At 32.6% G+C, this 21,789-nt stretch carries 24 protein-coding genes; 14 read left to right on the forward strand and 10 right to left on the reverse strand.

Going from position 1 to position 21,789, the window contains the following annotated elements; all coding sequences use genetic code 11:
• Positions 1–60 precede the first annotated feature (60 nt).
• The 9 genes from SHI72_RS18710 to SHI72_RS18750 all read left to right on the forward strand — a co-directional run bounded on the left by SHI72_RS18710 (position 61) and on the right by SHI72_RS18750 (position 6,453).
• Positions 61–741: a TIGR02117 family protein gene (locus tag SHI72_RS18710; protein WP_323491013.1), complete on the forward strand. Its 681-nt coding sequence runs from the start codon at positions 61–63 to the stop codon at positions 739–741.
• A 30-nt stretch (positions 742–771) separates the two neighbouring features.
• Positions 772–1,164: an inner membrane protein YiaA gene (gene yiaA, locus SHI72_RS18715; RefSeq protein WP_035622373.1), complete on the forward strand. Its 393-nt coding sequence runs from the start codon at positions 772–774 to the stop codon at positions 1,162–1,164.
• Between the two features lie 117 nt (positions 1,165–1,281).
• On the forward strand, positions 1,282–1,980 hold the full coding sequence (locus tag SHI72_RS18720) for an aspartate/glutamate racemase family protein (RefSeq protein WP_039115501.1): 699 nt from the start codon (positions 1,282–1,284) through the stop codon (positions 1,978–1,980).
• A 13-nt stretch (positions 1,981–1,993) separates the two neighbouring features.
• A complete protein-coding gene (locus SHI72_RS18725; protein ID WP_323491016.1) occupies positions 1,994–2,530 on the forward strand; it encodes an NADPH-dependent FMN reductase in 537 nt (178 codons plus the stop codon).
• Between the two features lie 19 nt (positions 2,531–2,549).
• Complete coding sequence (locus tag SHI72_RS18730; RefSeq protein WP_323491017.1) at positions 2,550–2,900, forward strand: cupin domain-containing protein; 351 nt, start codon at positions 2,550–2,552, stop codon at positions 2,898–2,900.
• 30 nt (positions 2,901–2,930) lie between these two features.
• Positions 2,931–3,803, forward strand: a complete 873-nt coding sequence (locus SHI72_RS18735) for a sugar phosphate isomerase/epimerase (protein ID WP_323491018.1) — start codon at positions 2,931–2,933, stop codon at positions 3,801–3,803.
• A gap of 131 nt (positions 3,804–3,934) precedes the next feature.
• Complete coding sequence (locus SHI72_RS18740) at positions 3,935–5,065, forward strand: MFS transporter (protein ID WP_240474767.1); 1,131 nt, start codon at positions 3,935–3,937, stop codon at positions 5,063–5,065.
• Between the two features lie 60 nt (positions 5,066–5,125).
• Complete coding sequence (locus tag SHI72_RS18745; protein WP_039115497.1) at positions 5,126–6,058, forward strand: peptidylprolyl isomerase; 933 nt, start codon at positions 5,126–5,128, stop codon at positions 6,056–6,058.
• Between the two features lie 92 nt (positions 6,059–6,150).
• Positions 6,151–6,453 carry a c-type cytochrome gene (locus SHI72_RS18750; protein ID WP_039115495.1) on the forward strand — a complete coding sequence of 101 codons (303 nt, stop codon included), beginning with the start codon at positions 6,151–6,153 and terminating at the stop codon, positions 6,451–6,453.
• 114 nt (positions 6,454–6,567) lie between these two features.
• Here the strand turns inward: SHI72_RS18750 and SHI72_RS18755 are convergent, their stop codons facing one another.
• The 3 genes from SHI72_RS18755 to SHI72_RS18765 form a co-directional block, all read right to left on the reverse strand.
• A complete protein-coding gene (locus SHI72_RS18755; RefSeq protein ID WP_039115494.1) occupies positions 6,568–6,963 on the reverse strand; it encodes a GreA/GreB family elongation factor in 396 nt (131 codons plus the stop codon).
• Positions 6,964–7,364: 401 nt separating this feature from the next.
• Positions 7,365–7,919 (reverse strand): thioredoxin family protein, encoded by a 555-nt coding sequence (locus SHI72_RS18760; RefSeq protein WP_323491019.1) that lies wholly within the window; start codon positions 7,917–7,919, stop codon positions 7,365–7,367.
• 125 nt (positions 7,920–8,044) lie between these two features.
• Entirely contained in the window at positions 8,045–8,938 is an 894-nt protein-coding gene (locus SHI72_RS18765; protein WP_323491020.1) for an alpha/beta hydrolase, read from the reverse strand.
• A gap of 131 nt (positions 8,939–9,069) precedes the next feature.
• Between SHI72_RS18765 and SHI72_RS18770 the strand changes: the two genes are divergently transcribed.
• Positions 9,070–9,405: a tRNA-binding protein gene (locus tag SHI72_RS18770; RefSeq protein ID WP_323491021.1), complete on the forward strand. Its 336-nt coding sequence runs from the start codon at positions 9,070–9,072 to the stop codon at positions 9,403–9,405.
• A 92-nt stretch (positions 9,406–9,497) separates the two neighbouring features.
• Here SHI72_RS18770 and SHI72_RS18775 read toward each other — a convergent pair whose 3' ends face one another.
• From SHI72_RS18775 to SHI72_RS18785, 3 genes are all read right to left on the reverse strand, one after another.
• On the reverse strand, positions 9,498–10,049 hold the full coding sequence (locus SHI72_RS18775; RefSeq protein ID WP_039117587.1) for an RBBP9/YdeN family alpha/beta hydrolase: 552 nt from the start codon (positions 10,047–10,049) through the stop codon (positions 9,498–9,500).
• A gap of 87 nt (positions 10,050–10,136) precedes the next feature.
• Positions 10,137–10,511: a PUR family DNA/RNA-binding protein gene (locus tag SHI72_RS18780; protein ID WP_039115487.1), complete on the reverse strand. Its 375-nt coding sequence runs from the start codon at positions 10,509–10,511 to the stop codon at positions 10,137–10,139.
• 69 nt (positions 10,512–10,580) lie between these two features.
• Positions 10,581–12,359 (reverse strand): ABC transporter ATP-binding protein, encoded by a 1,779-nt coding sequence (locus SHI72_RS18785; protein WP_039115486.1) that lies wholly within the window; start codon positions 12,357–12,359, stop codon positions 10,581–10,583.
• Positions 12,360–12,561: 202 nt separating this feature from the next.
• Here SHI72_RS18785 and SHI72_RS18790 point away from each other — a divergent pair, with 202 nt between their 5' ends.
• From SHI72_RS18790 to SHI72_RS18805, 4 genes are all read left to right on the forward strand, one after another.
• Entirely contained in the window at positions 12,562–13,668 is a 1,107-nt protein-coding gene (locus SHI72_RS18790; RefSeq protein ID WP_039115485.1) for a Glu/Leu/Phe/Val family dehydrogenase, read from the forward strand.
• 254 nt (positions 13,669–13,922) lie between these two features.
• The gene (gene nusB / locus SHI72_RS18795; RefSeq protein ID WP_086895232.1) at positions 13,923–14,834 is read left to right on the forward strand and encodes a transcription antitermination factor NusB; all 912 of its coding nucleotides are present in this window, start codon (positions 13,923–13,925) and stop codon (positions 14,832–14,834) included.
• Positions 14,835–14,865: 31 nt separating this feature from the next.
• Positions 14,866–15,138, forward strand: coding sequence for a preprotein translocase subunit YajC (yajC, locus tag SHI72_RS18800; protein ID WP_039115484.1), 273 nt, complete (start codon positions 14,866–14,868; stop codon positions 15,136–15,138).
• An 806-nt stretch (positions 15,139–15,944) separates the two neighbouring features.
• A complete protein-coding gene (locus tag SHI72_RS18805; RefSeq protein ID WP_323491022.1) occupies positions 15,945–17,030 on the forward strand; it encodes an outer membrane beta-barrel protein in 1,086 nt (361 codons plus the stop codon).
• A gap of 149 nt (positions 17,031–17,179) precedes the next feature.
• Here SHI72_RS18805 and SHI72_RS18810 read toward each other — a convergent pair whose 3' ends face one another.
• The 4 genes from SHI72_RS18810 to SHI72_RS18825 all read right to left on the reverse strand — a co-directional run bounded on the left by SHI72_RS18810 (position 17,180) and on the right by SHI72_RS18825 (position 21,785).
• A complete protein-coding gene (locus tag SHI72_RS18810) occupies positions 17,180–18,079 on the reverse strand; it encodes an N-acetylmuramoyl-L-alanine amidase (RefSeq protein ID WP_039117584.1) in 900 nt (299 codons plus the stop codon).
• Positions 18,080–18,113: 34 nt separating this feature from the next.
• Positions 18,114–18,617, reverse strand: coding sequence for a hypothetical protein (locus SHI72_RS18815; protein ID WP_039116094.1), 504 nt, complete (start codon positions 18,615–18,617; stop codon positions 18,114–18,116).
• Positions 18,618–18,664: 47 nt separating this feature from the next.
• Positions 18,665–19,978 carry a 30S ribosomal protein S12 methylthiotransferase RimO gene (gene rimO, locus SHI72_RS18820; RefSeq protein ID WP_039117583.1) on the reverse strand — a complete coding sequence of 438 codons (1,314 nt, stop codon included), beginning with the start codon at positions 19,976–19,978 and terminating at the stop codon, positions 18,665–18,667.
• 226 nt (positions 19,979–20,204) lie between these two features.
• Positions 20,205–21,785, reverse strand: a complete 1,581-nt coding sequence (locus tag SHI72_RS18825; protein WP_323491023.1) for an OmpP1/FadL family transporter — start codon at positions 21,783–21,785, stop codon at positions 20,205–20,207.
• Between the last annotated feature and the right edge of the window lie 4 nt (positions 21,786–21,789).

Consider the following 21,789-nt stretch of genomic DNA (forward strand, 5'->3'; position numbering starts at 1 on the left):
TTAAATATAATACTACTATTTTAGCAAAAAATTAGAAAATTAACTAACCGCATAAACACATTGAAAAAAGTCTTTAAAATTATTGGTAAAATACTACTTGCATTCGTAGCATTTATTTTACTGTATATCGTCCTTGCTTATTCTATTTCGAAAATTACAGTCGAAAGAGAACCAAACACCAAAGAAGAAGTTACTATTTATATCATGACAAATGGTGTTCACACAGACATTGTAGTTCCAACCCGTAATGAATTTATGGACTGGAGCAAAGAGGTAAAGTATGAGAACACAATTTCTAAAGATACAACCTATCAATACCTGGCGATGGGTTGGGGAGACAAAGGGTTTTATCTGGAAACTCCAAACTGGTCAGACCTTAGAGCATCTACAGCTCTTAAAGCCGCATCTGGATTGAGCAATACAGCAATACATGCAACCTATTTTTCGAATATAAAGGAAAACGAAAGCTGCAAAAAAATCATAATCAGTAAAGAGCAATACGTTCGCTTGGCAGATTATATAAAAAACAGTTTCAAGAAAGATGAAAAAGGGCAATTTATACATATAAAAACAGACCAGAACTACGGAAAAAGAGATGCTTTTTATGAAGCAACCGGAAGTTATAGTTTGCTTCATACATGCAATACTTGGGCAAACAATGCATTAAAAGTAAGCGGGCAAAAATGCTGCTTTTGGACACCAATAGACTCAGCTATTTTTGCAAAATACAGTAATGAATAAATTAACTCAACTATAAATTAAAATCAAAAAATGGTACAAAAAACGTCGAATGCGTTTGTCGCAGCTTCATGGATTGCTATGGGAGCAGGAATTATTGGTTATTTAGTAGGACTTGCCAGAGCCGAAATGTTATTAAATGAAAAAGGATATTATTTTACAGTTTTAATGTTCGGATTGTTTGCAGTAATCTCATTACAAAAAAGTGTGCGAGATAGATTAGAAGGCTTTCCAGTGACCGATATTTACTACGGAATTTGTTGGTTTGGAACAATTTTGTCAATTGCATTATTAACGATTGGACTTTGGAACGCTACTATTTTACCTAGCGAAAAAGGATTTTATGCTTTTGCATTTTTATTAGGGATTTTTGGTGCAATTGCAGTTCAAAAAAACACCAGAGATAATTTAGCAATTAAGGAATAAAAAAAATACTTTTACAATAGCGGTTTCAAACGATTTGAGTCTTAGACTTATTTTTTAATCGTTTGAAACCGTTTTGCTTTGGCGATAAGCTATAATTAGATAAATAAATATGTAGTCATGAAAAAAATTGGGCTTGTTGGTGGTATTAGTTGGGTTTCGACAATAGATTATTATCGTTTTATAAACGAAGGAATAAATGAAAAACTTGGTGGACTTAATTTTGCAGAGTGCATAATTTATTCCTTGAACTTTGATGATTTTCAAAGAAACAATACTGCCAATAATTGGGACTTAACATTTGAACTGATTACTAATGCTTGCAAAAGCTTAGAGAAAAGTGGGGCAGAAGCAATTGTTTTGTGTGCTAATACAGCACATGCCGTTGTAGAAAGAGTTGAAAAAGAAATCTCTTTACCTATTATTCATGTTGCAACAGCTACAGCAAACGAAATAAATAAGAAAGGATTAAAAAAAGTAGGTTTGTTGGGGACAAAATTTACTATGGAAATGGATTTTTACAAAGATAAACTTGCCGAACATAACATCGAGACGATCGTTCCTTTTCTTCAGGATGAACGAGATTATATTCAGCACACATTAAAAGAAGAATTGGGAAGAGGAATAATCAATGAGCAAACCAAAAGAGCTTATATTATGGTCATCAATAAATTAATAGAAAATGGTGCTGAAGGAATTATTCTTGGTTGTACCGAAATTCCAATGATTATAAGTCAGGATGATATCTCCGTTCCAGTTTTTGATACAACAAAAATTCATTCGGCTGCAGCTGTAAAATTTGCTTTATCATTGGATTAAATATTAAATGATGATGGATAAAAAGAAAAAAATCTTTGCTGTATCTGGAAGTACGAGAAAGAATTCAAGCAATTTTAAAATTTTGAAATTTATTTCGGAACATATTAATGATCAATTTGAAATTGAGATATTCGAAGACTTAGAGAGTATTCCTCATTTTAATCCAGATTTAGATAATGAGAACGTTCCAGAGATTATAACCGTTTTTAGAAATAAAATTACAGCAGCAGCTGGAGTAATAATTTGTACGCCAGAATATGTTTTTAGTTTGCCTGGGAGTTTAAAGAATGCATTAGAATGGTGTGTCTCGACAACTGTTTTCTCGAATAAAAAAGTGGGTTTAATAACAGCTTCAGCGTCTGGAGAAAAGGGACAAGAACAATTAAGCTTAATCATGAAAACTATCGAAGCTAAGTTTGATAATGATACACAACTTTTGATACAGGGAATTCGAGGAAAATTAGATTCAGATGGAAATATTATTGATGAAAAGACGTTAGTTAGTCTTTTGACATTCATCAGAAGTTTTGAAAAACAAGTAGAAGAGTAGGACCAAAAATATAGACATTATGCAAAGTTTAGGAGCAAGTGAAAAATTTCTCTTTAATGATGAAATTGAGTGGGAAATTGTCGGTAAAGGAATTAAACGTAAGATAATGGCATACGACGACAAAATAATGTTAGTTAATGTTCAGTTTGAAAAAGGAGGCATTGGAGTTTTACACGAACATTATCATTCGCAGGTAACCTATGTCGTAAGCGGAAAATTTGAAGTAACCATTGATAACGAAACAAAAACATTAAAAGGAGGAGATAGTTTTTATATTCCGCCGCATGCAATACATGGAGTTGTTTGTTTGGAAAGTGGTCTTTTAACAGATGTTTTTAGTCCGATTCGTGAAGATTTTTTGAAAAAATAAAATAGTTTAATTCAAAGTATTTATCTAAATATGGTTTCAAGAAGAAAATTTATAATCAATACGAGTATGGCAGCGGCTACGGTTTGTTTAGTTCCGTCATTGGCATTTGCATCTAATAAAAAAACAATTGGATTGCAGTTGTATACTTTAAGGGATGAATTGCCAAAAGATGTAAAAGGAATTCTAGAGAAAGTAGCACTAGCAGGGTATACCGAAGTTGAATTATATGGATTTTCTATTAAAGATAAATTTTGGGGATTAGAACCTCAGGAATTAAAGAAAATATTAGACGAAAATAAATTAAAAGCAGTAAGTGGACATTACGGATTAGGAACGTATTTGTCTGACGGAAATACAACCGAACTCGAAGCAGCGATAAAAGCTGCCAAAGTTTTAAAGAGTGAATATATTACCATTCCTTGGCTCGATGAAAGTTTGCGGAAGAATGCCAACGATTACATAAAAATTGCTTCATTATTAAATAAAGCAGGTGAAATGTGTAAAGCGGCAGGTTTAAAATTAGCCTATCATAATCATGATTTTGAGTTTAAAAAACTAGGAGATATAACAGGTTATGAAATTCTGCTAAAAGAGACAGATAAAAATTTAGTCTTTTTTGAAATGGATTTATATTGGATTGCATATTCAAAAATTAATCCCGTAGAATTGTTTAAACAAAATCCGGGACGTTTTATGATGTGGCATGTAAAAGACATGGATAAAAATACTAAGACTTTAAATACAGAGATAGGTTCTGGTGTTATTGATTTCAAATTTATTTTTGCAGAAGCGAAACTTTCGGGTATGAAATATTTTTTTGTAGAACAAGAAACAAACTATAAACCAAATGCTATTGAGTCTATAAAAACCAGCTGTGAGTTTATAGCAAAAAAGCTAGTTTAGACTATTAGTTTACAAAAGATTACAGTGCAGTTGAGGTTTGTTAGGAAAAAATTATACTTTTTTTTAAGTTTTGATAAAAAGGAGAATGGTATTTTTGCAAAATGAATTTATCCAAAACTAGTGTCATGTTTATGGCAGTTTGCACTGGACTTATAGTTGCAAACCTTTATTATTGTCAGCCCTTAATTGTTTTAATTGCCAACGAATTTAAGATTCCTGAAGCCGATGCAGGAACAATAACCTATCTTACTCAAGCAGGTTACGCTATCGGACTTTTCTTTATGGTGCCACTTGGCGACAAAATCGAACGTAAAAAACAGATTTTGATTACCACTCTTGCAACTGTAATTGCATTAGTAATTGCGGCTACTGCCCAAAGTTTTTTTGTATTAGAAATAGCCTCACTTCTTATCGGAATCACATCTATAGTTCCTCAGTTAATTTTGCCCTTGGCAGCTTCGTTAAGTGAACCTAGCCAGCGTGGTAAAGTGGTGGGAACCATTATGAGTGGTTTGCTTGTCGGGATTTTATTATCAAGAACTTTAAGCGGTATTATAGGCGATATTTGGGGTTGGAGATCCATGTTTTGGATTGCTGCCGGAATATGTTTGCTTATGTTTTTTGTTATGCAAAAACAATTCCCATACAATAAACCAGTATTTCATGGTTCATACGGGCAATTATTACAGTCACTTTTTACACTTATAAAAACACAACCATTATTAAGAGAAGCAACATTAATCAATGCATTTTGTTTTGCACAATTTGGTGCTTTCTGGACAACAATGGTATTATTGCTATCAGATTCTCCTTTTAATTTTAGTAGTTCTACAATCGGGCTTTTTGGTATTGTAGGAGCCACAGGTGCTTTGGCAGCTCCATTGGTAGGGAAGTTAGGAGATAAAGGAAGCTCAAGAATTGCAGTAGGTTATGGTTGTTTATTAATGTTAATAAGCTTTATTATTTTCTATTTTTCAGGAAGTAGCATTGTTGGAATCATTATAGGAATTGTTTGTATAGATATAGGAATTCAAGGCGTACACATTTCAAATCAAACAAGAGTATATTCGTTATTACCAGAAGCAAGAAATAGATTAAATACAGTATTTATGTCATTTAGCTTTTTAGGAACAGCGGCAGGTTCAGCTTACGGATTGTTTTTATGGAAACTAGGAGGTTGGCACGCAGTAACTATAGGATGTGCAGTTTTGTCACTATTATCATTAACAGTTTACGGACTTACATATAAATCTAAAAAATAGAAAGGATAAACGAATATCAAATTAATTCGTAAATTTGCTCATCAATAAAAAAAATATACAATGGAAAACGGAATATACGCTAAATTCAACACTAGTAAAGGTTCGATTTTAGTAAAATTAGCTCACGATTTAACACCTGGAACAGTTGGTAACTTCGTAGGATTAGCTGAAGGAAATTTAGAGAATAAAATTAAACCACAAGGAAATAAATTTTATGATGGATTAAAATTTCATAGAGTAATTCCTGATTTTATGATTCAAGGTGGTTGTCCACAAGGAACTGGAACAGGTGGTCCTGGTTATAAATTTGATGATGAATTTCACCCAAGTTTAAAACATGATCGCCCAGGAGTTTTGGCAATGGCAAATTCTGGACCTGGTACAAATGGTTCTCAATTTTACATTACTCACGTTCCTACAAGCTGGTTAGACGGAAAACATACTGTTTTTGGTCATGTTGTAGAAGGTCAGGATATCGTTGATGCAATTGCACAAGGAGATGATTTGACTAATATAGAAATTGTAAGAGTAGGTGAAGAAGCTGAAAAATGGAATGCTATCGAAGCTTTTATTGCTTTTAAAGGAGAACGTAACAAACGTGATGCTGCTATGAAAGCTGAAGCAGAAGCTGCTATAGAAAAACTTGCTGCAGGTTTCGAAAAAACTGAAAGTGGTTTACGTTACCAATTTATCCAAAGAGGTGATGGTAAACAAGCTGAGAGCGGAAAAACTGTTGCAGTTCACTACGAAGGTTCATTAGATAACGGTAAAGTATTTGATTCTTCTTACCCAAGAAAAAAACCAATCGAATTTAGATTAGGTCAAGGTCAGGTTATCGAAGGTTGGGATGAAGGTATTGCTTTATTGAAAGTTGGAGACAAAGCACGTTTTGTAATTCCATCTCATTTAGGATATGGTCCAGCAGGAGCAGGAGGAGTTATTCCACCAAACGCAAACTTAATTTTCGACGTTGAATTAATGGACGTTAAATAATAAAAAATATTCAAAATTATATTTTGTAATATGAGAATCCCAAAGCGAGAGTTTTGGGATTTTTTTTATATTTACTACAAAAAAAACTAAAAATGAAATCAAGAATTTTAACCGTAGCGGCTCTAGCTGTAATAGTATTTTCGTGTGCTGCCAAAAAGGATGCTCCTAAAGTTGTGGAGACAGCAGAACCTGTAAAAATGATAGAATTAACTCCGGCAGTAGCTACAGGACAAAATCTTTATGATAACAATTGTGGTAAATGCCATAAATTATTCAAAGCAACAGATTTTACAAAAGAAGATTGGAAACCTATTTTAGTTCGTATGCAAAAGAAAGCACATCTTGATGATGCACAAATGGCATCGGTTTCAGATTATATCACTTCTCAGTTGTAAAAGTATTTATATATAATCAATATTGTAAAACTATTCGGTGAGATATCTGGATAGTTTTTTTGTTTTAAATCAGGCATAAAAAAACACCTTCACGAGTGAGGTGTTTAAAAATTATTAATTGCTTACAGGTAGTACGTTAGATACAGCAATTATTTTTAAAGTCTTTATTCCAGCAGGTAGTTCCCAATCAACTTCGTCATTTTCTTTAAAGCCAATTATAGCTACACTTAAAGGTGCCAGGATAGAAATTCTTCCTTCTTTTACGTCAGCGTGTGAAGGTAGAACAATCTGAATTTTCATTTGTTTTTTTGCCTTAACATCTTCAATCGTAACATGCGAATTAATTCTTATAATCGATTCGTCTAGAGTATCGCCTTTGCTAATAACAGCTCGGTCTAATTCTTGAGCAAGTTGTCCAGCTTCTTTAGAATTTGTAGAGTTTTTACTCTTTAGTATCAATTCCCTTAAGAGTTGATAATCTGTTGAACAGAAAGTGGGTGTTGGTTTCATATCTATTATATTATTTTTATTAGAATGAGATTTTTGTTTTAGGCAATCTCAAAAGCCTTGTATTTGTTTTAATTTAAAATACAGGATTAATGTTTATTGTAAATCTGAAAAATGTAAAAATGTAAAAGGCGTGGAAAAAGTAAATTTTAATACAAAGGAAAATCCTATTGTAAATAAAATAAATAATTAAATTTTAAAATGTAATCCTCCGCCTGAAAGAAGAAATTGAAATAGACGGAGGCCTAATTTACGAAGGCCTTGGTGTGCGAATTTAATACAACGACACGTGGTTTTCTTGTAGAAGAAAACAACAACGAAATGATTGTCAATTGTATAATGCTCAACATGAGATGAATTATTGTGATTTGCAAAGTTAATCAATCTTTTTTAATGATTGGTTTTTATTTCCATTTAATATTGCAACCGATGCTTGGCTTCTGCGGATTTTTGATATTTCGGTTATAAATTAGGGAGTCTATGGCGTTTCTTAAATCGCTTCCGCTAAGAGTAATTCCGTTACCAGGTCTTGAATCGTCTAGTTGTCCACGATAGAACAATTTATCCTGATTATCAAATAAGAAAAAATCTGGAGTACAAGCAGCGTCAAAAGCTTTGGCAACTTCTTGGGTTTCATCATATAGATATGGGAAATCTATTTTATGAGTAAAAGCAAACTCAGTCATAAACTCAGGACCATCTTGAGGATATGCATTGGCATCATTGCTAGAAATAGCTATAACTCCTACTCCTTGCACACGATAGTCATTGGCAATCATAACAACCTCCTCGATTACATGAAGCACAAATGGGCAATGATTACATATAAACATAACAAGAGTTCCCTTTGTGCCTTTTAAATCATTATAAGAGTATTCAAAATTAGAATTGGTATCTTTTAATTTAAATTGAGGTGCCAAAGTGCCCAATGGTAACATATTTGAAAGAGTTCGTGCCATTTTGTAGAAAATTTAGTATTCAAATTTAACTTTAAAATTCTGCATAAGAGGGCATAACTATCAAAAAAATATCCAAAGAAGCTTTTATTTGTTAGTATTTAGCTCTTTGGATATTTATGTGTAATTTATGAATTTAAAAAACTTAATAAATCGGCATTTAGTTTATCTTTTTCCGTATAAAATAATCCGTGAGGTGCGCCTTCATAAATAATATAAGTAGTATTATTAATTGATTCGGCTGCTTTTTTTGACGTAAGTTCAATAGGAACTATTTTGTCGGCATCACCATGAATAATTAAAGTAGGTACATTTATAGAGTCAAGTTCATCTCTAAAATCAGTTGTAGAAAACGATTCAGCACATTTTAAGGTGGCTCTCGGAGAAGCAAAGGAACATAACATCTTGTAATAATCTAATAAGGAATTACTTAATGGACGGTTGATAATTGTTATCCCAAAAAAAGTTTTTCCAAAATTATCTAGAAATTCTATTCTGTCCTCTTTGATTGCGCTTGCCGTTGCTTCACTTTTTTCTTTCGGACGACCTTCAGGATTATCATCGGTTTTTGGCAGATAAGGTATAATCGAAGAAATTAAAGCAGCTTTAGTTACTCCTTTTCCGCCGTGACGACTAAAATAACGTACTACTTCGCCACCACCCATAGAAAAACCTACAAGAGTTGCATCTTCCAATTCCAGTTGTTCGATAATTTCTTTTAAATCATCAGTCAGGGTATCATAATCATATCCGTCCCAAGGCTGCGAAGATTTACCAAATCCTCTACGATCATAGGCAATTACCCGACAATTGTTTTGAACTAAAAAGTCTATTTGGTATTCCCACATTTCATTAGAAAGGGGCCAACCATGAATAAGAATAACGGGTTTTCCTTGCCCATAATCTTTTACATATAGTTTTACATTTGATGCGGTTTCTATATATTTGTCTGTAGATGGTTGAGTTAAGTTAAACTGAGAATCTCTAAGAGATTGGCTAGGGCTAATTTGAATATTTTCCATTTTTATATTTTTTAAATTAGAGCTTGTTATTTGATTTTAGTAAAAGTAAAAGCTATAAAAAAATATATGTTATATAATTAATTGTAATACTTACAATATTAATAGGTTGCAAAATAATAATTCAATAAAATATGGATTTAAGTTGGTCAGAATTTGAAAGAGTAGAAATGAGAGTGGGAACAATTACACAAGTAGATGATTTTCCCGAAGCTCGTAAACCAGCGTATCAGCTTACAATAGATTTTGGAACAGAAATCGGAATCCGAAAATCATCGGCACAAATTACCAAACGATATTCAAAAGAAGATTTATTAAACAGACAAATAGTTGGTGTGGTTAATTTTCCGAGAAAACAAATAGGGAAATTTATGAGCGAATGTCTAGTAATTGGTGCAGTAGGTGAGGACGGTGACGTTATTTTATTAGCGCCAGATTTTAAAATTGAAAACGGGTTAAGAATTGGGTAATTAGTTTTCAGTCGCAGTTTCAGTTTGCATTTTAGGTTTGTAATCTCAGTTTGAGTTATTGTAATCCGAAACTGCGACTGAAAACTGAATACTTAACTCAAGTTAATTTTCGCAATCAATTGCTTTAATATTTCTTGTCCTTCTTCCCAATATTCCAGGTCTGATGCTGAATTGATATGTCCTTTTAAGCCAACGTCGATAAAATCACTTCCCCACATTTCGGCAAAATAGGCGGTTCTTTCTATAGTGGCATATTCGTCATTTTGGCTTCCTACGACAATAGACGGGAATTGTAATTTTGTAGTTGGTATTGGAGAGAAATTACGAATAGAATCGGGTGTATGTATAGGAGAATCTACATCGGCAGGAGCAACAAGTAAAGCGCCTATAATGTGTGGGTTATTATTAGTCTTTGCCCAATGCATAACAAGAGATACAGCAAGGCTATGAGCAACTAAAATAGTTGGACTATCTATTTTAGAAATTATTTCATTTAATCTTTCGAGCCAATCTTTTAATACAGGTTCATCCCAATTATCCTGAACGAGTTTAGTAGCATTTTTAAATTTTTTAAGCCAATAAATTTGCCAATGTTTTTCGCCAGAATCACCAAGACCTGGTAATATTAATAAATTTGCTTCCATTGTAGATGTTTTTGAAATTTAAAAGATATAAAAAAAGTCCAAAAATTGACTAGATTTTGGACTTTCTACTTCTTATCAGTGATTTGATTAAATGTCATCAAAATCAATATCTGTAAAACTCGACCTGTGAGATACAACTTCTTCTTTTTCAGAACTGTATTCTTTTTTAAAATCTTTCTGATGTCTTTCTGAGATTACTTCTTCTCCTTTATGGTTTAAAACATAAGAAGTCATTTCTCCTAGAATTTCGGCGAAAGCGTTAAAATCTTCTTTATACAAGTAAATTTTATGTTTCTTAAAATGGAAAGAACCGTCTTCTTCTGTAAATTTTTTGCTTTCGGTAATCGTGATATAGTAATCGTCTGCTTTTGTAGCTCTTACATCAAAGAAATAGGTCCTTCTTCCTGCTCGTAGTACTTTAGAAAAAATCTCTTCTTTTTCTAACATGTCATTTTCTCTCATAATCCGTTCTATCAATTTTTTTATTTAATAGCAATCAAAAATCTTAAAAAAATATCTATTATACAACAATTAAAGTAATTCTTTTTCGGAAAGTTGTTTTAAATATAGTGCCGAATAATACCCTTCTTGATTTATCAATTGATTATGAGAACCTTGTTGAATGATTTTTCCTTCCTCTAGTATGATAATTCTATCTGCGTTTTTGGCAGACGACACACGGTGACTCACAATTATGGTAGTTTTGTCTTTACAAATCTCAAATAAGTTGTTTAAAATCGTTTCTTCGGTTTCAGTATCTACAGCAGATAAACAGTCGTCAAAAAGTAAGATAGCTGGGTTCTTGATGATAGCTCTGGCAATAGAAACACGTTGTTTTTGTCCGCCCGAAAGAGTAATTCCTCTTTCTCCTAATATTGTGTCGTACTGTTTGTTAAAACCAATAATATTATCATGAACTACAGCGTTTTTTGCAGCCTCAATAACTTCCTCGTCGGTTGCGTTTTGGTTACCGAACTTAATGTTGTTTTTAATACTATCTGAAAACAAGAATGCATCCTGAGGTACAATCCCAATGTTGTTGCGTAAATCGTTGAGATTTAATTTACTTATTTCATTACCGTCTATCGTGATTTGTCCTTGAGGAACATCATATAAGCGTGAAATTAAAGATAATATCGTTGATTTTCCTGAGCCTGTTTTACCTAAAATAGCCAAGGTTTCACCTTTTTTTACTGTAAACGATACATCTTTAAGAGCTGTTATATTAGTGTCTTCGTAAGTATAGGTCACATTCTCAAAAGCAATTGTACCATCGATAGGCGAATGGTTTGGATTGTTGTTCTTGATCTCTGGTTCGATTTTCAGGAACTCATTTAATCTTTTTTGTGATGCTTCGGCTTCTTGTACCATTGATGAAACCCAACCAAGAGAAGCTACAGGCCAGGTAAGCATGTTTACATATAAAATAAACTCAGCTATTGTTCCAAGGCTTTTGATGCTTCCGTTAATGTACATTACTCCACCAAAATAAATTACGACAAGATTACTGATTCCTATTAAAGCAATCATTAATGGGCCAAATAAGGATTGTACTTTGGCAAGGTTTAAACTTTTGCTTTTGCTTTCATTTGCTAAATCAACCATATTGTTTTGGTGTTGATTTTCTAGTGAGTAGGCTTTAATAACTCGAATCCCTGAGAAAATTTCTTGGGTAAAGCTTGAAACTTTCGATAAATATTGTTGAAAAACAGTACTACGTTTATTGATTTCGGTACTTAATTTAAAAATACAATACGATAATATTGGTAATGGTAAAATGGTGTATAAAGTTAAAAGAGGCGAAACATTATACATATATATAATTACGATTGCAAAACGAATAAAGGTGTTAATCGTGTACATTACCGCCGGACCTACATACATACGTACTTTAGAAACATCCTCGCTAATACGATTCATTAAATCACCAGTTCGGTTTTGTTTGTAGAAATTTTGGGATAGTTTTTCATATTGCTGAAAAACCTCATTTTTCAGGTCAAATTCGATATGACGAGACATAACAATTAAGGTTTGTCTCATTAAAAAAGTAAGGAAACCGGCAACAATAGTTGTAGCGATAATTAGTAAAACGTTGTGTATGAGTTCCTCTCTGTAAAAAGACAATACAGCTTCAGATGCTTTCTCGGCTTTTGGGAGTTTATCAAACTTCTCAATAGCACTTAATGATTTACTTATAAGTTTAGGCGTAAATAATGAAAATATTTGTGCGATTATTGTGATAAAAATTCCTAAGGAAAAACTGTATTTATATTTAATAAAATATTTGTTTAAATAACGTAATTCTTTCATTTTTTTAAGATATTCTATGTTGAAATAAAATTATTTTGCTAATAAGTGTCGATTTAAAGCAATTTACAGGATTTTCGTTAGAAAATATTTAATTGTTGGATTGTTATTTTTTAATTAAAAAAATGCTGTATGTATATTTTTTGTATAAATTTGAAATGTCTTTTTGACAAATTCGTAATTTTAACTAATAAAAATTATTGCTATGAATGCAGCTTTTGCAACTGGAAAGGAACTTCAAAAAATGGATCCCGTTTTTGGTCAACTATCGTTTGATGATCACGAACAAATTGTATTTTGCAACGACAAAGATACAGGTTTAAAAGCAATTATTGGTATTCATAATTCAGTTATGGGACCTGCTTTGGGAGGAACAAGGATGTTTAATTATGCTAACGAATGGGAAGCATTAAACGATGTTTTGCGTCTTTCTAGAGGGATGACTTACAAAGCAGCTATTACGGGATTAAACATAGGTGGAGGTAAAGCCGTTATTATCGGGGATGCTAAAACTCAGAAAACACCAGAATTGATGCGTAAGTTTGGAGAATTTGTACATTCTTTAAGCGGAAGATATATTACTGCCGAAGATGTTGGTATGGAAACCAGAGATATGGACATTGTAAGAGATGTTACTCCTTATGTTACTGGAATTTCTGAAGAAAGAGGTGGTTCAGGAAACCCTTCTCCTGTTACAGCTTACGGTGTGTTTTTAGGAATGAAAGCTGCAGTAAAACAACAATTTGGTTCGGATAGTGTAGCTGGTAAAAAAGTATTAGTACAAGGAATTGGACACGTAGGAGAAACTTTGGTTGATTATTTAACTAAAGAAGGTGCTATCGTTACTATTACAGATATCAACGAAGAAAAATTGTATGAAGTGGCGGCTAAATACGGTGCGACTATTTTTGCAGGAGATGATATATATAGTGCAGATGTTGATGTTTATGCACCATGTGCAATGGGAGCAACATTAAACGATGATACTGTAAAGAAAATAAAAGCTAAAGTTATTGCTGGTGCGGCTAATAACCAATTGGCAAACGAGAATGTTCACGGTTTAATATTACAAGAAAGAGGAATACTTTATGCTCCGGATTTCTTGATTAATGCTGGTGGAATTATTAATGTTTACGCTGAGTTAGAGCATTATGACAAAGCTGAGATCATGCGTAAGACAGAAAATATTTACAATACAACGCTTGAGATTTTTGATTATGCTATTAAAAATGGTATAACTACACACCAAGCTGCGTTAACAATTGCTCAAAATCGTATCGATTTAAGAAAAATTGAGAATAGCAAAAAATAAAAACTAGTTTGGTTTATAGTCTCAGTTTTCAGTCTCAGTGCCTAAGTGTAAACTGAGACTGAAAACTGAGACTTTTTTTTGCACTGAAAACTGCGACTCTTTTTTATTGGTACAAACTGCGACTGCGGCTGAAAACTATTCTTAAATAAAGTAAATATAAATTTTATTATAAGGCATGAAATTCTTATTTTTGCAAACTAATTTTTAAATGTTCTTACAAGGTGGTAAATAGAAGACACATACGCGTTAAAGTAATGCAGTCCATTTATGCGATGCATCAAAACGGTTCTGATAATCTTGAAAAAGAAGAAAAGTTTCTTTTTTATAGTATTGACAATATTCAGGATTTATATCTTGTGATGCTTTCTTCGTTAATCGAAATTTGTAAAAAAGAAACTATATTTTTACACTTATCAAGCAAAAAACATCTTGCAACTCCTCAAGAGCGTAATCCAAATGAAAAATTCGTTAAAAATGCAATTTTTCAAATCCTAGCCGAAAATAATTCTTTTAGTATAGCGATGGAGAATCGTAAAATTGATAATTGGTCATTAAATGACGATTATATTTTATTACTTCTTAACGATATAAAAGCGAGTAAGCAGTATGCTAAATACATGAGTAATACAGTAAATACGTTTGAAGAAGACAAACAGTTTATTGTTGATTTATTTACAGAAGTAATCGTTCCTAATGAAAAATTATATGAGTATCTAGAAGATGATAAGCTTACTTGGGTAGATGATATTCCTGTTGTAAATACACATATTATCAAACAATTAAAAGCGATTACGGCTGGAGAAGATGATAATTTTAGAGTTCCGAAATTGTATAAAGACAATGAGGATAGAGATTTTGTAAAAGACTTGTTTAGAAAAACAGTTTTAAACGAAACCGAATTTGCTAAAGAATATGTAGATAAAACACCAAACTGGGATAGTGATCGTATTGCCGAAATTGATACTATTATTTTGAAAATGGCAATTTGTGAATTTTTGAAATTCCCTTCAATTCCAGTAAAAGTAACTCTTAACGAATATTTAGAAATTGCAAAAGAGTATTCTACACCAAAAAGTAGTATTTTTATCAACGGGATTTTAGATAATCTTGTAAAAGAACTAGAGGCTAGCAAAAAGCTAATTAAAGCTGGTCGTGGTTTAATGTAATAATCAATTAAATAAAAACAGAATTTAAATTATGGAACAATTAACTCAATTTGCACCGTTTCTATTAATGTTTGTGGTAATCTATTTCTTTATGATTAGACCGCAACAAAAACGTGCAAAAAATGAAAAAGAATTCGAAAGTAGCCTAAAAGTAGGTGATAAGATAATAACAAAAAGTGGTCTTCATGGTAAAGTTTCAGAACTTGCAGAAACAACTGTAGTTATCGAAACAATGTCAGGAAAATTAAAGATGGAGCGTTCTGCAATTTCTATGGAAATGAGTGCAGCTTTAGCTAAGAAATAGTCAGCTTTAAATAAATAGTAAAGTCCCAATCCGAATTTTCGGATTGGGACTTTTTTTTTGCTCAAAAATAATCCTCTTCTTTTTGTAATTCCCATTCTGAGAGATATTCTCTTTTAATCTTTTTAGATAGTGTTTTTGTCTATTAATAGATTTCTTAGGTTGTTTTATTAATGCATAGTTGTGATGCTGTATCTGTGAGTATTTTGGATTTTTATTATCTATAATATTTAATAGGTAGGATTTTCTCCTTTTTAGTTAGTTAGATTTTGCTCTTTTAAAATACATTTTTAGAGGCGTGATTGTGTATTTTGTGTCTTTTGTTTTTGTAGGAATTATGGTTGAGTGTTTTTCTGTGTGTGTTTAGATTGATGATTTTTGTTGTTTTTAATTAAAAATGCTTATACCTATGTTTTTTATGGGTATTAGCTATTTATGGTGTTTATTTTTTGTATTTAACCCTGTTTGTTTTTGGGTGTATTTGTGTTTTTTGTATTAAAGTTGATATTTTTTGCTTTTATTGATTATTATATTTTTTAAAAACGTACCTGTAAAATGTAAAATAACAATAATTAAGTAGTGTAATTTTTGTAATCCGTAATTCTTTCAAAAACGCATCAAAAAAATAATTTTTATATGATTATCTAATCTAAAAGTTAATAAATTCGCCTCAGAAACATGTTTTAAGTTACTGCAGTTCTTTGATATCATATAGAATATAAATGGCATTTATAAAATAACCAAACCAATTATTAACTATAACCAAATTATTAACTAAAACCAAATTATTAACTAAAACCATCTTAAACATGAAAAAAGTAATACATATTTTAGCTTTGATGTTAACGAGTTCTTTTGCTTTTGCCCAAGAAGATAAAGAAACTACTGCTCCAGCAACTACATTTGGAGGGTCAGCAGATGTTTATTACAAATATGATTTTTCTAAACAACAAAACGGTTTAACTAGTTTTACAAATTCTCAGGACTCATTCGAACTAGGAATGGCGTCACTTGAAGCCTCGCATAAATTTGGAAAGGCTTCTGCTTTTGTCGATTTAGGATTTGGAACAAGAGCGGCCGAGTTCTCTTATAATGAGTATAATAATAATGAACCGTCTTTTTTAATTAAACAGTTATTCCTTAAATATGATTTATCGGATAGTTTTTCAATAACAGCAGGTAGTTTTGGTACTCATATAGGATATGAGTTATTAGATGCCGTCGATAATAAAAATTACAGTATGTCTTACGCGTTTTCATACGGACCGTTCTTTAATACAGGAGTAAAAGCACAATATACAAACGGAGAATTCAGTGCTATGTTTGGTATCACTAACCCAACAGATTTTAAATCGGCAATGGAGGCTGGTTCTAGTCAGAAAACTTATGTTGGACAATTGGCATATATAGCTGATACTGGAAGTGCTTATTTAAATTTCACCTCAGGAAGTACAAATCCAACTCCGGGAACTACAGTTGTGCCAACTGGGGAAAATAAAACGCAAATTGATTTTGTGGGAACAAAGGCAATTAACGATGCATTTTCTTTAGGATTTAATGCTACTTATGCAAAAACTACAAACGATTTTGATAGTGATCTTGATGGGGAATGGTTTTCATTAGTAGGATATGCATATTATAAGTTCAAGGATAATCTTGGACTAGCTTATAGAATAGAATATTTTGATGCCAAAGATGCTGCCGTAAGTTTAGGAACGCTTGCGGGCTCTAGTGTTTTTGCAAATACGTTATCACTTAATTATAAAGTTGGAAATATGACGATAATTCCAGAGTTAAGACTAGATAGTGCTTCCGAAGATATTTTTCTTGACAGTAATTCTGCCCCAACTGGCAAGATGGTCTTCGCATTGGTAGCTGCTATTTATTCTTTTTAAGATATTAAGATTGATATTTTTTTTTTTTTTTTTAAGCTGTCAAAACATAACTATGTTTTGGCAGTTTTTTTTATTTAGAATTGTCTCTATAAAAAGAAACACGTTTTAGAAAGGCTAAAACGTGTTTTTATATATTGTACAATCTCTTTTTATTGTTTTTTGTAGATAGAATAAATAGTATTTATTGTTTTTCTATCTAATACGCCATCAACTTCGGTTTGAATATAATGGAGTTTAAAAGCGGTAATTGCCGATGTAAGATTCTTTGTATTGTAACCTATGATGCGTAAAGCAGGTTCTATTTTAAAATCAAACGGGGCTTCTTCCAGAATTTCATCTTGCCAAATCCCAAAACCTAGACCAGCTAGTGTTTTCCAAGGAAATAATTTACTAGGGTCTTGTTTTCTTCCCGGAGCAATATCTCCATGTCCCAAAATGTTTTGTGCGGGAACATTATATTCTTTTTTCAATCTCGTTAATAGAGCAATTAAGCTACTAATTTGTGTTTCAGAGAAAGGCTCAGTTCCGTTATTGTCTAATTCGATACCTAACGAAGAAGAATTAAGATCGGTATTTTTTCCCCAAGTCGAGTTACCAGCATGCCAAGCACGTAAATAATCGTTTAGCATTTGTACCACTTTACCATCTCTGGAGATAATATAGTGAGCACTTACTTGCGTTTTTACTTTAGTAAAAGTATTTACGGTTTGTTGTAAAGAATCCTGTGCTGTATGGTGAATAATGATGAAGTTTGGTTTGCGTAAATTAAAATTTACGGTACCAATCCATTCCGTATTAATACCATTTTGTAACGGAGTCGATCCTGTTATCGAAAGAGAGTCTCTGTAAATATGTAATTGCTTAGCGTACGAAGTATCTATACTTACAGCTACAGTTGGTGCTGGTATAGGCTGAGCCTCTTTGCTAGTAATTTTATCTTCAAGAGTCTTAAGTTGCTGGTCGTATACTTTTTCGCTGCTCTTATAAGGATTTGTTGAGCAAGAAGTAATTGCAATTGCTGTAATCAGACAGTAAAAATACTTTTTCATATCTTGAAATTGTTTTTATGTTTAGAGAAAACAATTATTTTTTCTTTTTCTTAGCTTTCTTGGAACCAGTTTGATTTTTGCGTTGCTCCATAAAAACAGTGTACTTCTCTTTTTGATCTTTGTTTAAAAAATCAGATACTCGTTTATTGGTAACTTCAGAAAGAGCTTGAATTTGTTTTATTTTATCATCTTGGCTGCTACTTTCGTTTTTCAAAAGTATACCTTGTTCTTTTATACTTTCAATTAAAACATTCGATACTGCAATTTCTTGTAACGCATCAAGGTTAAGTTCAGGCTTTAGTTCTTCCATTATTGTGGCAACAATTTCCTCAACAGGAGTCTCTTTGGGTTTGCTGGTATTACCCATCTGTCCCATACCTTGGCTCATGCTACCATTCATTCTGCCGCCGCCGTAACCACCACCACCGTAGCCACCGCCACCATAGCCATTACCGTACCCGTTTCCGTATTGAGCAGAAACAGAGTTTGCAAAAAATAACATAAAGGCAAATACTATTGCTGTTTGAATTGTTTTCATGTCTTATGTTTTAAAATCAAATATTCAAAAAAAAATGTATTGTAAATTTAAACAGGTTCACCGTATAAATCAAATTCTGTAGCTTCTATTATTTTAATATTAACAAATTCTCCAGTTTTTAGATAGTTTTTAGACGCATCAATTAATACTTCATTGTCAACATCAGGACTATCGAACTCTGTTCTTCCAACAAAATGACCACCTTCTTTTCTATCGATAATACATTTAAAAGTTTGTCCTACTTTCTCTTGGTTTAAATCCCATGAAATTTGAGATTGTAATTCCATGATTTCATTAGCACGAGCTTGTTTAACATCATCCGGAACATCGTCTTCAAGTAAATAAGCGTGTGTGTTTTCTTCATGAGAATAAGCAAAACAACCCATTCTGTCAAATTTCATTTCCTGAACAAAATCTTTAAGAATATTAAAATCCTCTTGAGTTTCTCCTGGGTAACCTACAATAAGTGTAGTTCTAATAGCCATTCCTGGAACAGCATTACGGAAGTCTTTTAATAATTTTGTTGTTTTTTCTTGAGTTGTACCACGACGCATTGATTTTAAAACCGAATCCGAAATGTGCTGCAACGGAATATCAATATAATTACAAATCTTTGGCTCGCGTTTCATGATTTCAAGAACGTCCATCGGGAAACCAGTAGGGAAGGCGTAATGCAAACGAATCCATTCAATACCTTCTACTTTTACTAAAGCTTCAAGTAATTCGCCTAAATTTCTTTTCTTGTATATGTCAAGGCCATAATAAGTTAAATCCTGAGCAATCAAGATTAATTCTTTTACACCATTTTTGGCTAAGCCTTCAGCTTCTTTTACTAATTTTTCAATAGTTTGCGATACGTGTTTTCCACGCATAAGCGGAATAGCACAAAAACTACAAGGTCTGTCGCAACCTTCAGCAATTTTTAAATAAGCGTAATTTTTAGGAGTTGTAGTTAAACGTTCACCTAATAATTCATGTTTATAATCAGCTCCTAGTGCTTTTAATAATTGAGGTAATTCAGTTGTACCAAAATATTGGTCAACATTTGGGATTTCTTTTTCTAAGTCAGGTCTGTAACGTTCAGACAGACATCCTGTCACGAAAACTTTATCTACTAATCCTTTTTCTTTCTTATCTGCGTACTCTAAAATCATGTTTACTGATTCTGCTTTAGCATTATCAATAAAACCACAAGTGTTTATTACAATAATATTGCCTTCTTCGGCAGCAGGAGCTTCATGTGTTACTTCCTTTCCGCTGGCGCGAAGTTGACCCATAAGTACTTCACTATCATATACATTTTTCGAACACCCAAGAGTGATTACGTTGATTTTATTCTTTTTTAAAGACTTGGTTCTCATACTTTTATAAATTGGAGTGCAAAATTACATTTTTTATTCCTAGAAACACCATGATTCCTTCTTTTTTCTGAAGTTGTTGTTATGAGTTCTGGGAGCTGGAACCTGTTGTCCGCTATATCTTTTTCTGTCTAAAGAAGCCAGAAATAGGATGCTGCTTCCATCAGGGCTAAAAAAAATCCGTCTGATTCTTATCGAGACGGATTTTTATATGTTTTGTTTATGCTAATTATAATTCAAATAACATGGTCAATGAAACGTTATTGAATTTTGTGTTAATATTAGCGCCATCAGTAAATCCTTGACTAAAGAATGCTTGATGAGAATTTCTCTTAGCATAAGAATAAGCTAAATCTACCTTAGTAGAGCCAAAGTTATATCCTAGACCTCCAGAATAACCGTTTAAATCACCAATTGTAGAGCTGTTTTTGTATGGGCTTTGTTCAAATCTGTAACCAGCTCTTAAGCTAAGTAGTTTGATTTTGTATTCCGCGCCAATTCGTACTTCGCTACTATTAGTCAATTGGTCGCTCATAGTATTATTTACTCCTCTAAAAAAACTGTCGTTTGTTGGTTTAAACTTAGTGTTGCCATAATCTTTAATAGCATAATCAACACTTAATAAACCAGTTTTTCCAAATACGTATGCAAAACTTGCGGTCCATTTTCCTGGAGTTTGCAGTTTGTATGATTCATATATGTTCACTATTTGTGGGTCAACTATAGTAGGATCTAATTCTCCAGTGTTATTGCTTTGTACAGTTACTAATGATTGAGTCGTTTCATCGTAGAGTTTGTACCAAGTATTCGATTCGTAAGCAAGACCTAATCGTACTTGGTCAGTTACTTTGGCAATAGCACCTACTTGGAAAGAGAAACCTGTTCCGTACGTATATAGTTGATTGTCAAAAAAGGCTCTGTCTATCTTGTAATTTGCGCTTGTGTTGTTGTTATTGTGTTCGTAAAAACTTGTATTTCTTGTATAATCAGTAAAATGAGAGTTTAAGTTTATTCCTATGTATAGTTTGTCTTTATAGGATGTTGCAGCATTAAAGGATAGCTTGCCATTATAGCCATTGGTATGAATTTCATTTTCTTGATAATAATTTCCTCCAGCAGGAACAAGAGATAGGTATTGGCTATTTGGATTATTAGCGTCCATTGGGTCGATTATGAATCCTTGGTAACCTAACATGGCTTGCTGTGCTGAATATCCGCTTAGTCCAGGGTATTGGTAGCTAGGTAAGCTATTGCCTAGATATCGATATAGGCTACTTATACTTTCTCCTTTATTTGTTCTAACAAATTCTTGAGGCACTGGCGCGCCACCATTACCTGTGTTAGCATAGTCTAAAAAGTATTGGTCTATAGAATTTGTTGGGTTTACTCCAGCAGAAAATATATCGTTGTTGTAGTTGTTAGTGTTTTCGTAATTAACAGCTACGGATATTTTTTTCCAGTTACTTTTTGAATGATAATTATTAAAAACTAAAACTCCTCCAGCTTGATTCAGTATAAATGAATTATTGCTTTCGTTAGTTTTTGCGCCAAAATAATTAGAGTTGTTCTTTGTGTTGTAATTACTTAAGGTTACACCAAACTGGTTATTTGCAAATACAGCAGAACCGGCAGGGTTGATATTTAAAGATGATAAATCACCACCAAGCGCTCCAAATGCACCACCCATAGCGCGGAAACGAGCAGTTCCGTTTAGGTTGTCTTGTGAGTAACGCATTGCGTCAGAAATACCCTGAGAGTGTATTGCGTTAATAGATAGTCCAGTAAGGATTAGGAATATATACTTTTTCATGTTC

Origin of the sequence: Flavobacterium sp. PL02, assembly GCF_035013205.1 — a bacterium.
Lineage (GTDB): Bacteria > Bacteroidota > Bacteroidia > Flavobacteriales > Flavobacteriaceae > Flavobacterium.